The 12,415-nt window shown below is 66.0% G+C and carries 13 protein-coding genes; 8 read left to right on the forward strand and 5 right to left on the reverse strand.

Annotated features, from left to right (window positions below; genetic code table 11):
- Window positions 1–112 precede the first annotated feature (112 nt).
- From lepB to era, 3 genes are read left to right on the forward strand one after another with little or no spacing between them, the layout of a single operon-like run.
- Window positions 113–895: a signal peptidase I gene (gene lepB / locus J2Y55_RS09705; RefSeq protein WP_404978872.1), complete on the forward strand. Its 783-nt coding sequence runs from the start codon at window positions 113–115 to the stop codon at window positions 893–895.
- Window positions 892–1,623: a ribonuclease III gene (rnc, locus tag J2Y55_RS09710; RefSeq protein ID WP_310151386.1), complete on the forward strand. Its 732-nt coding sequence runs from the start codon at window positions 892–894 to the stop codon at window positions 1,621–1,623. Before lepB ends, rnc begins: the two co-directional genes overlap by 4 nt.
- Window positions 1,616–2,560, forward strand: a complete 945-nt coding sequence (era, locus tag J2Y55_RS09715; RefSeq protein WP_310151390.1) for a GTPase Era — start codon at window positions 1,616–1,618, stop codon at window positions 2,558–2,560. Before rnc ends, era begins: the two co-directional genes overlap by 8 nt.
- A gap of 73 nt (window positions 2,561–2,633) precedes the next feature.
- On the opposite strand, the gene J2Y55_RS09720 is transcribed toward era, so the two are convergent.
- Window positions 2,634–3,479 (reverse strand): LysR family transcriptional regulator, encoded by an 846-nt coding sequence (locus tag J2Y55_RS09720; RefSeq protein WP_310151393.1) that lies wholly within the window; start codon window positions 3,477–3,479, stop codon window positions 2,634–2,636.
- A gap of 113 nt (window positions 3,480–3,592) precedes the next feature.
- Between J2Y55_RS09720 and J2Y55_RS09725 the strand changes: the two genes are divergently transcribed.
- The 3 genes from J2Y55_RS09725 (at window position 3,593) to J2Y55_RS09735 (ending at window position 5,404) form a co-directional block, all read left to right on the forward strand.
- Window positions 3,593–3,973, forward strand: coding sequence for a tautomerase family protein (locus J2Y55_RS09725; RefSeq protein ID WP_310151397.1), 381 nt, complete (start codon window positions 3,593–3,595; stop codon window positions 3,971–3,973).
- Window positions 3,974–4,051: 78 nt separating this feature from the next.
- Window positions 4,052–4,636 carry an orotate phosphoribosyltransferase gene (pyrE, locus tag J2Y55_RS09730; RefSeq protein ID WP_310151400.1) on the forward strand — a complete coding sequence of 195 codons (585 nt, stop codon included), beginning with the start codon at window positions 4,052–4,054 and terminating at the stop codon, window positions 4,634–4,636.
- A 141-nt stretch (window positions 4,637–4,777) separates the two neighbouring features.
- Window positions 4,778–5,404 (forward strand): LabA-like NYN domain-containing protein, encoded by a 627-nt coding sequence (locus J2Y55_RS09735; protein ID WP_310151403.1) that lies wholly within the window; start codon window positions 4,778–4,780, stop codon window positions 5,402–5,404.
- Window positions 5,405–5,441: 37 nt separating this feature from the next.
- On the opposite strand, the gene smpB is transcribed toward J2Y55_RS09735, so the two are convergent.
- Together smpB and dapA are read right to left on the reverse strand one after the other, a co-directional pair.
- Window positions 5,442–5,915 carry an SsrA-binding protein SmpB gene (smpB, locus tag J2Y55_RS09740; RefSeq protein WP_310151407.1) on the reverse strand — a complete coding sequence of 158 codons (474 nt, stop codon included), beginning with the start codon at window positions 5,913–5,915 and terminating at the stop codon, window positions 5,442–5,444.
- An 88-nt stretch (window positions 5,916–6,003) separates the two neighbouring features.
- A complete protein-coding gene (gene dapA, locus J2Y55_RS09745) occupies window positions 6,004–6,897 on the reverse strand; it encodes a 4-hydroxy-tetrahydrodipicolinate synthase (protein ID WP_310151412.1) in 894 nt (297 codons plus the stop codon).
- 171 nt (window positions 6,898–7,068) lie between these two features.
- Between dapA and J2Y55_RS09750 the strand changes: the two genes are divergently transcribed.
- Window positions 7,069–9,165 carry a lytic transglycosylase domain-containing protein gene (locus tag J2Y55_RS09750; protein ID WP_310151416.1) on the forward strand — a complete coding sequence of 699 codons (2,097 nt, stop codon included), beginning with the start codon at window positions 7,069–7,071 and terminating at the stop codon, window positions 9,163–9,165.
- 113 nt (window positions 9,166–9,278) lie between these two features.
- Here the strand turns inward: J2Y55_RS09750 and J2Y55_RS09755 are convergent, their stop codons facing one another.
- The gene (locus J2Y55_RS09755) at window positions 9,279–9,995 is read right to left on the reverse strand and encodes a class I SAM-dependent methyltransferase (protein ID WP_310151420.1); all 717 of its coding nucleotides are present in this window, start codon (window positions 9,993–9,995) and stop codon (window positions 9,279–9,281) included.
- A gap of 362 nt (window positions 9,996–10,357) precedes the next feature.
- Between J2Y55_RS09755 and J2Y55_RS09760 the strand changes: the two genes are divergently transcribed.
- The gene (locus J2Y55_RS09760; RefSeq protein ID WP_310151423.1) at window positions 10,358–11,251 is read left to right on the forward strand and encodes an alpha/beta fold hydrolase; all 894 of its coding nucleotides are present in this window, start codon (window positions 10,358–10,360) and stop codon (window positions 11,249–11,251) included.
- A gap of 6 nt (window positions 11,252–11,257) precedes the next feature.
- Here the strand turns inward: J2Y55_RS09760 and J2Y55_RS30085 are convergent, their stop codons facing one another.
- Window positions 11,258–12,415 (reverse strand): hypothetical protein, encoded by a 1,158-nt coding sequence (locus tag J2Y55_RS30085; RefSeq protein ID WP_404978873.1) that lies wholly within the window; start codon window positions 12,413–12,415, stop codon window positions 11,258–11,260.

Genomic DNA, 12,415 nt, shown 5'->3' on the forward strand with positions numbered 1-12,415 from the left:
ATTGGCTCTCAGATGCGCGCTGGTGGACATGGCTGGCCTTAGCGGCTCGCCGTTGTCCGCAGCGCGACATTCCGCTAGACCGCGCAGTGCAAGCCGAACCAGGAGCGCCCGCGTGGCCAACGACGCCGACATCAAGAGCAAAGCGGCCCGAGACAAGGGCGCCAAGGAGGAAGGCGGCGTTCTCGAGACGATCAAGGTCGTCGTCCAGGCGCTGCTGATCGCGCTCGTCATCCGCACGCTGCTGTTCCAGCCCTTCAACATTCCGTCCGGCTCGTTGATCCCGACCCTGCTGATCGGCGACTACCTGTTCGTCTCGAAATATACCTATGGCTACTCCAAGCATTCGGTCCCGTTCAGCCCGCCACTGTTCGACGGGCGCGTCTGGGCGGCCGAGCCCAAGCGCGGCGACATCGCCGTGTTCAAGCTGCCGAGCGACAACTCCACCGACTACATCAAGCGCGTCATCGGCCTGCCGGGCGACCGCATCCAGATGATCAACGGCATCCTGCACATCAACAATGTGCCGGTGAAGCGCGAGCGCATCGCCGATTACGTCTCCACCGATAATTGGGGCCGCAGCACGCCGGTCATCCAGTATCGCGAAACCTTGCCCAACGGGGTCAGCCACGAGATCATCGAGCGCGAGGGCGACACCGGCACCTTCGACAACACCCCCGTCTTCCTGGTGCCGCCGGGGCATTTCTTCATGATGGGCGACAACCGCGACAATTCGCTCGACTCGCGCGACCGCAGCGTCGGCTTCGTGCCCTTCGAGAACTTCGTCGGCCGCGCCGAGATCATCTTCTTCTCGATCGAGGACGGCGCCTCGGCCTGGCGCGTCTGGGAATGGCCCTGGACGGTTCGCTGGAACCGCCTGTTCAGCGCGATCAAGTGAGCAAGCCGGGAGAAGGCGGGCGCAAGACGCCGGACCTGGCGAAGCTGGAGACAGCGCTCGGCTATGTCTTCGCCGATCGTGCTCTGCTGACCACGGCGCTGACCCATATGAGCGCCGACGGGCCGCGCCTGGGCAGCTATCAGCGCCTGGAGTTCCTCGGCGACCGCGTCCTGGGCCTGAGCGTAGCCGACATGCTGTTTCGGCGTTACCCTCTCGCCGAGGAAGGCGACATGTCGCGCCGGCTGGCCGATCTCGTGCGCAAGGAGACCTGCGCCGAGGTGGCACTCGCCTGGGATCTTGGCCAGTTCATGCGGCTCGGCGAGGGCGAGATCCTCGGCGGAGCGCGCAAGAACAAGGCGATCCTGGCCGATGCCTGCGAGGCGATCATCGGGGCGGTGTTCATCGATGGCGGCTACGAGGCGGCGCGCGGTCTCGTCGAGCGCGCCTTTGGCGAGCGCCTGCTGAAGCCGGTCCGCCCCTTGCGCGACGCCAAGACGGCGCTGCAGGAATGGGCGCAGGGCCAGGGTTACCCGACGCCGACCTATAGCGAACGCGGCCGCACGGGACCGGATCACGCCCCCGTCTTCCGTGTCGCCGTACGTATCACCGGCCTGGACGACGCCGAAGCGCAGGGCCCGTCCAAACGGCTGGCCGAGCAAGCGGCGGCAGAGGCCTTCCTGAGGCGCGAAGGCCTCTGGAGCGAAACCATGGAGAGCGACAATGGCTGAGGCGGGACCATCCCCCCAGGAGAAATCTCTCCAGGAAACTCGGCCCACGCGCTGCGGGTTCGTGGCGCTGATCGGCGCGCCGAATGCCGGCAAGTCGACGCTGCTCAACCAGCTCGTCGGTGCAAAGGTCTCGATCGTCTCGCGCAAGGTGCAGACGACGCGCACGCAGGTGCGCGGCATCGCATTGTCGGGCGTGGCGCAGGTGATCTTCGTCGACACGCCCGGCATCTTCGCGCCCAAGCGCCGGCTCGACCGCGCCATGGTGACGAGCGCCTGGGGCGGCGCGACCGATGCCGACCTGATCGGCGTGCTGGTCGATGTCGAGCGCTTCGACAATGAGGAGAACACCCGCCTGCTGGAGAAGCTCGCCGAGCTGAAACAGCCGAAATTCCTGATCCTCAACAAGATCGACCTGGTGGCGAAGGAAAAGCTGCTCCAGATCACCACCCAGGTGAACGAACAGGGCCGGTTCGAGGCCACCTTCATGATCGCGGCGCTGACCGGCTATGGCGTCAAGGACGTCCTGGCCTGGCTGGAAACGCGGCTGCCGCTCGGCCCCTGGCTCTATCCGGAAGACCAGATTTCGGATGCGCCTTTGCGCTTCCTCGCTGCCGAGATCACGCGCGAGAAGATTTTCGAGCGGCTGCATGACGAACTGCCCTATCGCTCCACGGTCGAGACCGAGAGCTGGCAGCAGAGACCCGACGGCTCCGTGCGCATCGAGCAGACGATCTATGTCGAGCGCGAGGGCCAGCGGAAGATCGTGCTCGGCGAAGGCGGCCAGACCATCAAGGCGATCGGCCAGAAGGCTCGCGTCGAGATTTCCGAGGCCGCCGAGGCCAAGGTGCATCTCTTCCTGTTCGTGAAGGTGCGCGAGAACTGGAGCGACGATCCGGAGCGCTATCGCGAGATGGGGCTGGAGTTCCCGAAGGGCTGAGGCTCTCCTCGAAGAGTGAGAGCGGGATCAATGCGAAAAACGGGGACCCACTTTTTCGTATCCTGCTCTTGCCTCACCGCTCGCGGAAGGCCGCCGCCAGCTCCCTGACGAAGGCGTGCGCCTTCGGCGTCGCGACATTGCTGCGCAGGATCACCTCGGAACCGCCGAGTTCGGGCAGCCCCCACTCCGGCCCGACATTGACCGCGCCCTGCGGCGCGATCCGCGCGGCCAGGGGCGATACGCCGAGCCCGCCCATGACGGCGGCGAACACAGCCGCCATCCCGCCGCCGATGAAGGCCTCGCGCCAGGCGATGCCGGCGCGGTCGAGCACCTGCGTTCCATGCCGCCGCAAGCCGCATTCCGCCATCAGCGAGACGACCGGCAAGGGCTCGCCCGGCTGGCGCATCAATGTGGGCGCGGCGAACCAGCCGAAGGTGTCGCGCCGCAATACCTCCCCCGTCCGGCCCGGACCGAAGCGGCGCAGCACCACGACATCGAGCTCGCCGCTCTCGAAAGCATCCTCCATCACGGCCGAGGCCGCGATGCGCAGGCTGATCAGCCAGCGCGGATCATGGCCGGCAAGCCGGGCGAGCAGGACCGGCACATCGGGGCCGACCGCCTGCTCGCTGATGCCGATCGCGATGCGCTCGCGCGCATCCGAGAAGGCCTCGCGCGCCCGCTCATGCGCCGCCATCAGATCGCGAGCGGCCGGCAGGAAGCGCTCGCCCTCGGCGGTGAGCCGCACCAGGCGCGGATGCCGCTGCAGCAAAAGGCGGCCCAGCGTCTCCTCCAGGCGCTTCACCCGGACGCTGACGAGGGATTGCGTGGTGCCAAGCGCCTGCGCCGCGCGGGTAAAACTGCGGAATTCGGCGGCGCCGAGAAAGGCGGCGACGGCGTCGATATCGAGGGCGAGGCTCATATCATCATAAATCCGTATCTTTGATATCCACAATGATACGGTTTTAAGATTGGATCGACAAGCCTAGTGTCCTGTCACGGCGCAACCGCGTCGCCTGCACAGGAACCACCGCCATGCCCCTGATCCGTATTTCCATGAGACGCGGCCGCCCGGCCTCCGAGCCCTCCGCCATTGTCGACGGCGTCTACCGTGCCTTGCGCGAGACCTTCGAGGTCCCCGAGAACGACCTCTTCGCCCTGATCCATCAGCATGAGGGCGACGAATTCGTCTATAATGCGAATTATTTCGGCTTTGCGCGCTCGGATGCGCTGGTGATCATCCAGATCACGGTCAACAACTCGCGCGGCGTCACACAGAAGAAGGCGCTGTTCGCCAAAATCGCCGAAAACCTGCGCCGCGAGCCGGGACTGCGCCCCGACGACATCTTCATCAACCTCATTGAGACGGCGCGCGAGAACTGGTCGTTCGGAGCCGGCATCGCGCAATATGTGTGAGGATAGCGCGGGCGCGCCTTGCAACCGCGCCCGATCCGACGCAAAGACGCGCGGGGTTTTTTGAGCGAGGCGCGAGCGATGACCGACGACGACGTTCTGGCCGAATTCCGTGATGCTGGTGCGCTGCTCGACGGGCATTTCATCCTGTCCTCGGGCCGGCGCAGCGCGGTCTACCTGCAGAAGATGTTCATCTTCCAGGACCCGGTGCGGACAGAGCGGCTGTGCAAGGCGCTCGCCGCCAAGATCGAAGCCGCTTTCGGGACGGTCGACTATGTCGTCTCGCCGGCGGTGGGTGGCATCGTGCCGGGCTACGAGACAGCGCGCCATTTGAAGGCCAAGGCGATCTTCGTCGAGCGCGAGGACGGCCAGTTCAAGCTGCGGCGCAGCTTCTCCATCCCCAAGGGCGCGCGCGTCGTCATGGTCGAGGACATCGTCACGACCGGGCTCTCCTCGCGCGAATGCCTGGCCTCGATCGCCAATGAACCCGGCACGATCCTGGGCGCGGCCTGTCTCGTCGATCGTTCGGCCGGCCGTGCCGATCTCGGCGTCAAGCTCGTCAGCCTGATCGAGTTCGATGTTCCCGATTACGCGCCCGACGCGCTGCCGCCGGAGCTTGCCGCCATTCCCGCGGTGAAGCCGGGAAGCCGCGGCCTGAGCGCCTGAGCCTGCGCCTCGCCACACTGCGGCGAGACGCCACATGACAGGTTATAAATTGCCGGCAAATTAGCCCCGATTCGACATTGTTAGACCGCGATTTATTTCGATTCTGAGCATTCAAAGACATTTCAGGCAGGAGTGATTGCCATGGCAGCCGACCCGCGTATCGCGCTTTTCATCGACGGCGCCAATCTCTACGCAACCTCGAAGCAGCTCGGCTTCGACATGGATTATCGCCGCCTGCTCAAGGAGTTCCAGGGGCGCGGCAACCTGATCCGCGCCTTCTATTTCACCACGCTCGTGGAGAGTGAGGAGTATTCCTCGATCCGCCCGCTGGTCGACTGGCTCGACTACAATGGCTACCGCGTCATCACCAAGGCGGCCAAGGAGTTCACCGACGCCGCCGGCCGTCGCCGGGTCAAGGGCAATATGGATATCGAGCTGGCGATCGAGATGCTCGAGCTCGCGCCGCATCTCGACCAGATCTACCTGTTCTCCGGCGATGGCGATTTCCGGCCCTTGGTCGAGGCGGTGCAGCGCAAGGGCGTGAAGGTCTCCGTGGTTTCCACGATCGCGACCAACCCGCCGATGGTCTCCGACGAACTGCGTCGGCAATGCGACGATTTCCTCGATCTCGCTCAATTGATGCAGAAGATCGGGCGCGACCCGTCAGAGCGTTCCGCGCGCGGGCAAGCCGCGCCCGGAACCCCGGGGAATCCCGGCCTGGAGCGGCGCTACGGCATCCGTCAGGGCGACGAGGCCGTCGAGGGGTGAAGGCTTCGTCCTTCTCCCCTTGGGGAAGAAGGGCTCATCACCCGCCCGCCTTCATGATCCGGGCCTTGTCGCGATTCCAGTCGCGGTTCTTCTCGGCCTCGCGCTTGTCGTGCAGCTTCTTGCCGCGCCCCAGGCCGAGCTCGACCTTCGCCCGGCCCTTTTCGTTGAAATAGACCTTGAGCGGAATGACCGTGTAGCCGTCGCGCTGGATCGCGCCCATCAGCTTGTTGATCTGGCGGCGGTGCAGCAGGAGCTTGCGCGGCCGCTTGACGTTGTGGTTGAAGCGGTTCGCCTCCAGATATTCCGGGATATGGGCGTTGAACAGGAAGAGCTCCGTGCCCATCGGCCCGGCATAGCTCTCGCCGATCGTCGCCCTGCCGCCGCGCAGCGATTTGATCTCGGTGCCCTGCAGGGCGATGCCGGCCTCGAGCGTCTCGATGATCTCGTAATTATAGCGCGCCTTGCGGTTGTCGGCGGCGAGCTTGTAGCGATCGGGATCGGGCTTGTTCATAGGAAACTCCGGCAATCGGCAGTAGACAGTCGGCAGCAGCGTTCGCGAAGGCCCACGACTGCCGACTGCCCGCTGCCGATTACCCTACTTAAGCATTCAGGAGCCCGGCGAACACCATGGCGTCGCGAATGACCTTGCCGGTCGGGGCCGTCACCGGCAGCAGCGGCAGGCGCACCTCTTCCTCGATGCGGCCGAGCAGCTTCAGCCCGTGCTTGGCGCCGGCAAGACCCGGCTCCTTGAAGACAGCGTCATGCAGAGGCACGAGCCGGTCCTGGATCTTCAGCGCGCCGGCATAATCGCCCTTGAGCGCCGCCACCATCAGATCGGCACAGAGCTTGGGCGCGACATTGGCGACGACAGAGATGCAGCCATGGCCGCCGGCCGCCATATAGGCCAGCGCCGTCATGTCCTCGCCCGAGAGCTGGATGAAGTCGGCCCCCATGGCGTGGCGCTGCTGCGAGACGCGGGCGAGATTGGCGGTCGCATCCTTGACGCCGGCGATGTGCTTCAGCTCGTAGAGCCGCGCCATGGTCTCGACCGACATGTCGACCACCGAGCGCGGCGGGATGTTGTAGATGATGATCGGAATGCCGATCGCATCGTTCACCGCCTTGAAGTGCTGATACATGCCCTCCTGGGTCGGCTTGTTGTAATAGGGCGTCACCACCAGCACGGCGTCGGCGCCGGCCTTCTCGGCATGGACGGCGAGATCGATCGCCTCATGCGTGTTGTTGGAGCCCGCGCCCGCGATTACCGGCACGCGGCGCTTGGCTTGCGCGACGACGATCTCGACGACGCGCTTGTGCTCGTCATGGGAGAGCGTCGGGCTCTCGCCGGTGGTGCCAACGGGCACGAGGCCCGAGCTGCCGCTCTCGATTTGCCATTCGACCAGCGCGCGCAGCGCCTCCTCGTCGATCTTGCCGGCTTTGAACGGCGTCACCAGCGCGGGCAGCGAACCGGTGAAGGCAGTGTGCTTGGTCATGAGCGCGGCGTCCTGACGCGGAAGTCCAATCGAAGGGCCGACAGACATAAACCCTCAGCCGCCGCAGGCAAAGCCGGCAACCCATCAAAAAGCGTAGTCCTCATGGTTAAGGCTTCATAAACCGCCATCGCCCACCATCGCAGGTCAAGCGCCCCCTTCAAGGAGCCTGCGATGGCCTCGCCTCTCGCCTGCCAGCGCTCTGTTTGGAAGCGCCTGGCCTGGTTGATCTTTCCGGCCCTGTTCCCAGCAACAGTGGCGCTGGCCGGCGACGATGGCGAGCAGCGCGCGCAACAGCCGCGCCTGCTAGCTGTCGATGTCGAGACCACCGCCGCGCTGCCGCCCTACCCCGATGCGCAATTGCGGCTCGAAGCCAGCGCGGGCCTGGATGCCGTGAAGGCGGCTGTCGCCGCCTATCGGCGTGGCGCGCTGCCCGAGGGCGACGCGATCGCAGCTGCGATCGACGACCGCACGGCCAAGGCCTTGCTCGAATGGGTCGCGATCCGCTCCGGCGCCAACGCGATCCCGTTCTCGCGGCTCAACGCCTTTCTCCAAGCCTACCCCAATTATCCCGCCACGACGCTGTTCCGCCGCCGCGCTGAGGAGGCACTGATCGCGGAGAAGAAGGACGCGGCCACGATTCGCGCCTTCTTCTATGCGCAGCGGCCGGTCGGCCCGGCCGGGCGCGTGGCGCTGGCGCTGGCGCTCAAGGCGCAAGGACAGAGCGACGACGCGGCCGCGCTGATCCGCCAGACCTGGCGGCAGGACCATCTCGGCCCGCCGCTGGAGACCGTGGTGCTCGCCGAATTCGGCGACATCCTCACCCGCGACGACCACAGGCTGCGCACCGAGCGCTATCTCTTCCGCGAGAACGCCATGGCGGCGATGCGCAATGCCGCCCGCATATCGGCGGATTATGTCGTCCTTGCCCGGGTCAGGCTCGCCAGCGCCCGGGAAAAACGCCCGCTCCCGGCCTCCCTGATCGCCTCCGTGCCAGCCTCGCTGAAGGGCGACATTTCGTTTGCCTTCCTGCAGGCGCAGCAGGCGAGACGGGCGGACAAGCCGGACGAGGCCGCCAAGGCACTCACCAAGGTTCCGCGCGACCCCAGCCTGCTCGGCGATGGCGACGAATGGTGGACCGAGCGCCGCTTGATCGCGCGCAAGCTGCTCGACGCCGGCGACGCCGCGAAGGCTTACGAAATCGTGGCCGGACATGGCGCGGAAAGCACGGTCGCGCGCATCGACGCCGAGTGGCATGCCGGCTTCATCGCCCTGCGCTTTCGCAACGATGCCGCAACCGCGCTGAAGCATTTCGTCGAGGCCGGCAAGCTGGCGGAGACGCCGATTTCGGTGTCGCGTGCCGCCTATTGGGAGGGCCGCGCCGCCGAGGCGCTGGGTAAGGAGGATGTAGCGCGCGCCGCCTATGAGCGTGCCGCCGAGCACCCCATCGCCTATTACGGCCAGCTCGCCCGCGCCCGTCTCGGCCTGTCCGATCTGCCGCTGCGCCGCTCGGCTTCGGCTGCGCTCGGCCCCCTGCCGGGGCATCAGGGCGTGCAATTGCTCTATCGGATCGGCGCACGCGACCTTGCCATGATCATGCTCGGCGATCTCGCGCAACGGCTCTACACCACGCCGGCGCTGGAGGCCGTGGCGGCGCTCGCCAAGCGCGAGGGCGATGCGAAATCGCTGCTCGCGATCGGCAAGCAGGCGCTGCAGCGCGGCTTCCCGCTCGACAGCGCCGCGTTTCCGACCTTCGGCGTACCGGATTTTCCGGTGCTGGGCGATCCGATGGAGCGCGCCATCGTCCACGCCATCGCCCGCCAGGAGAGCGCCTTCGACCCCGCGGCGGAATCGCATGCCGGCGCGCGCGGATTGATGCAGATGATGCCCGCGACCGCACGCGAAACGGCAAGGCGAGCCAACCTGCCCTTCGACTGGCCGCGCTTGGGGCGCGATGCGCTCTATTCGGCCCAGATGGGCGCGGCCCATCTCAACGACCTGCTCAAGGATTGGCGCGGCTCCTACATCCTGACCTTCGCGGCCTATAATGCCGGCTCCGGCAATGTGAAGAAATGGATCGCCGCCTATGGCGATCCGCGCGATCCGCAGGTCGACGCCGTCGACTGGGTCGAGCGCATCCCCTTTTATGAGACGCGCAACTATGTGCAGCGGGTGATGGAGAACCTGCAGGTCTACCGCCAGCGACTCGACCAGCGCACCGCCTATCTGATCGACTATGATCTGAAACGCGGCGGCAGGCGCAACGACTAGAGCAATTTCCGATCCAGTTGGATCGTTCAATTGCTCTAGTATTTTGTTCTAACGCGGTTTCTTCATGCGAACCGGTGTCCATTTCGCTCGAAAACGCTCTAGCAGTGCCCTTCCTATACCCGCTTGCGCGCGATGCAGGCACCCCAGAACAGGCTGGAGAAGAACCAGTTCGGCGCATCGAACCCCGCGTCGCCGAGCAGACCAGCGACTTCGGCCTCCGAGCGCGGCGGGTCGGCGCCTTGGAGAATCTTGCCGAGCTTAGCCCGGACCTCTTCGGGGGCTGCGCCGAACATGCGCCAGCGCTCGCCCCAGGCTGCCAGCAGAAGCGGCTCGCTCGCATAGGCATGGCGATTGCCGGCGAGGATCAGGGGCGCACCCGGCTTCAGCCGCGCGGCGACAGCATTGAGGATATCACGCTTGGCGGCATCGCCCGGCAGATGGTGCAGCACGCCGATCAGCGTGGCGGCGTCGAAGCGCGGCTCCAGCGGCAGATCCGCGACATAGCCGAGACGCGTCTCGGTCCGCTCCAGCAATTGGTGCTCGCGCAGCCTCGCAAGCGCCAGATCCAGCATGGGCTGCGACGGATCGACGGCGGTGAAGCACCATTGCGGCTCCAGCGCGCCGGTGCAGACGATCTCCTGCGCCCCGCCGCCCGCGCCCACGATCAGCACCTGCGCCGGCCTGCTCGGTCCCAGCGTCGCCGCGAGCATGCAGGCGGAGAGTTCATGGCAGGCATCGTAGCCGGCCAGGGCTATGCGGCTCTGGACCTGATATTCGGCAGCCCGGCCGGGATCGAATTTTTCCGTTGATTCAGGCGGTGGCGTCGTCATCGTTTCGTCCGGCGTTTGGATACGGCATTCGCCATCGCGCGCTTGCCGAACCGGCGCAAGGCCGCGCGGCGCATGTCTCCCGAGCGTTTGAGCGCGAGGGAATCCGTGATTAGCTGAGGCGACGACCGGGCCTGCCTATCTGATCGACCATGACTTGAAGCGCGGCCGAAGGCGGGACTAGATCCTTCGCTGCTTTCGTTTCCACCATCAGCGCGGGTCATCCCGGGCGACCGCAAGGAGACCCGGGATCCATGCCTGAACCTCTCCGAACCAGCGTTCCGGCATGGATCCCGGATCTCCGCTTCGCTGCGTCCGGGATGACGCGCGGGTTTTGACCGACAGCAAGCTATCGTGGACTCCGCATGACTCCCCAAGCCGATTTCTCATCGCTGTTCATCAGCGCCCGCGACGGGCTCAAGCTGCATGCGCGCGATTATGGCCCCCTCGCCTCGCGAGCTTTGCCGGTAGTCTGCCTGCCCGGCTTTGCCCGCACCGCCGCCGACTTCCATGAGCTTGCGCTCGCCCTGTCGCAGGATGCGGACAAACCCCGGCGCGTGCTGGCGCTCGATTATCGCGGGCGTGGCCTGTCGGCTTATGACAAGGACTGGAAGAACTATGACATCCGCGTCGAGCTCGACGATCTGATGCAGGTGCTGACGGCCGCCGGCATCGAGAACGCCGTCTTCGTCGGCACCTCGCGCGGCGGGCTCCTGACCATGGCGCTGGCGGCGGCGCGACCAGCTCTGATCAAGGGGGCCGTGCTCAACGATGTCGGCCCGGTGATCGATGCGCGCGGCCTGCTCAGGATCCGGGGTTATGTCGGAAAGCTGCCGCTGCCGCGCAGCTTCAGCGAGGGAGCGGAAATCCTCAAGCGCCTCTCGGACCAGCAGTTTCCACTCTTCGGCGAGGCGGAGTGGGAGATGATGGCGCGCCGCACCTGGACCGAGCGCGATGGCCGGCTCGTGCCCGATTACGACCCCAATCTGATGAAGGTCCTGGAGGAGCTCGACCTCGAAGCGCCACTGCCGGTGCTGTGGACCTATTTCGCCGGGCTGAACGGCGTGCCGCTGCTGGCGATCCGCGGCGAAAACTCGGATCTTCTGGCCGAGAAGACCCTGAAGGAGATGGGCGAACGCCATCCCGACTGCGAAATCTTCGTCGCGCCGGGACAGGGTCATGCCCCGCTGCTCGGCGCCAAGGACATGGTTCGGCGGATCGGGAAACTGATCAACCGGGCCGAGCGGCTGGCAGCCTGAGCGCGCTCAGCTTCCTGGCGACGTCCGCCCGGCCTTCACCGCCCGCGAATGCGCGGTCTCGCCGCCATGGCTCAAGATATCCGCGTCCTCGCGCCAATTCTCCGCGAGCCCCTTGCCCGGGACGCCGGCGAAGGCCGAGATATAGCGCATCTCCGGATCGCGCAGCGCCGCGATCTGGTCGAAATGCCAGATGCCGAGACGGTTGAGATCAGCCGCGATGGCGGGGCCGATCCCCTTGATCAGCGTCAGATCATCGGCCTTGCCGTCGCGTGCTTGCGTCAGAAGGTTCTTCGGCCGCTCACCTTCGAACCCGTCATCGGAGAGCGACGCGACATTACCCTGACCATGTGAGCCGTCGTCGCGGGAGGAGGAGACCTCGCCCGCCTTGACGCGCTTGGCGAACGCGGTCTCGGCGCCCTGCGCCAACGCCTTGGCCTGCGCGACCCAATCCTCCCGCTCGATCCGGCCGGGAAAGGCGAGATAGCTGCCGACCCATTCGATGTTTTGCGCGCTCCAGGCGGCGATCTGGTCGAAATGCCAGATGCCGAGGCCATGCAGCCGGCCCTCATTCTGCCGGCCGATACCCTTGATCAGCTTGAGGTCGTCGGGGCTCCCGGCGCGCGCGGCGGCGAGTCCGACGGGGCGCTCTCCGGGAATGGCGTCCTCGCCCTCGACCTTCGGCACGCCCTTATTGGCCTCGCGGATCGATTTGACGCCCTTCAGGACCGTCTTATCGTCATTCGTCTTGCCGTCATCGACAACCGGTTTCGCGGGCAGCACAAGCGTGGCGTCGTCCGGCGTCGGCACAGGCGCGACATTCGCGCCGCCGAGTTTGGGCATGTCGAGCTTGGGCATCTCGCCCAAATCGCGCGGGGCTGTCTCCACCATCGCCCGCGGCTCCCGCGCCGCGCGCAGGACGCTGGCGAGGGCGCAACCCGCGACATAGATCGCGACGAAGAGCAGCGCGCTCTCGAGCCACAGCGCCGGCACGCCGTTCAGCGTCTGCGACCAGGTCAAGGCCGCGACTACGAGCCAGAGGCCCAGGAGATAGCTCAGTTTGCGGTTCCAGAGCTTGCCACCATCATGACTGATCCAGCCCATGACGAGGCCGAGCGCGAAGGCCGCGAGCAGGAACCAGGCGAATTGCGTGGCGAGATACAGCAT

Origin of the sequence: Allobosea sp. BE125 (genome assembly GCF_031456075.1) — a bacterium.
Lineage (GTDB): Bacteria > Pseudomonadota > Alphaproteobacteria > Rhizobiales > Beijerinckiaceae > Allobosea.

Excerpts from the sequence above, each read along its gene's own strand:
- J2Y55_RS09725 (WP_310151397.1), top strand. The coding sequence starts at position 3,593 with ATGCCCCTGATCCGTATTTCCATGAGACGCGGCCGCCCGGCCTCCGAG.
- J2Y55_RS09755 (WP_310151420.1), bottom strand. The coding sequence starts at position 9,995 with ATGACGACGCCACCGCCTGAATCAACGGAAAAATTCGATCCCGGCCGG.
- J2Y55_RS09750 (WP_310151416.1), top strand. The coding sequence starts at position 7,069 with ATGGCCTCGCCTCTCGCCTGCCAGCGCTCTGTTTGGAAGCGCCTGGCC.
- J2Y55_RS09760 (WP_310151423.1), top strand. The coding sequence starts at position 10,358 with ATGACTCCCCAAGCCGATTTCTCATCGCTGTTCATCAGCGCCCGCGAC.
- J2Y55_RS30085 (WP_404978873.1), bottom strand. The coding sequence starts at position 12,415 with ATGCTGTATCTCGCCACGCAATTCGCCTGGTTCCTGCTCGCGGCCTTC.
- J2Y55_RS09735 (WP_310151403.1), top strand. The coding sequence starts at position 4,778 with ATGGCAGCCGACCCGCGTATCGCGCTTTTCATCGACGGCGCCAATCTC.
- era (WP_310151390.1), top strand. The coding sequence starts at position 1,616 with ATGGCTGAGGCGGGACCATCCCCCCAGGAGAAATCTCTCCAGGAAACT.
- pyrE (WP_310151400.1), top strand. The coding sequence starts at position 4,052 with ATGACCGACGACGACGTTCTGGCCGAATTCCGTGATGCTGGTGCGCTG.
- smpB (WP_310151407.1), bottom strand. The coding sequence starts at position 5,915 with ATGAACAAGCCCGATCCCGATCGCTACAAGCTCGCCGCCGACAACCGC.
- dapA (WP_310151412.1), bottom strand. The coding sequence starts at position 6,897 with ATGACCAAGCACACTGCCTTCACCGGTTCGCTGCCCGCGCTGGTGACG.
- J2Y55_RS09720 (WP_310151393.1), bottom strand. The coding sequence starts at position 3,479 with ATGAGCCTCGCCCTCGATATCGACGCCGTCGCCGCCTTTCTCGGCGCC.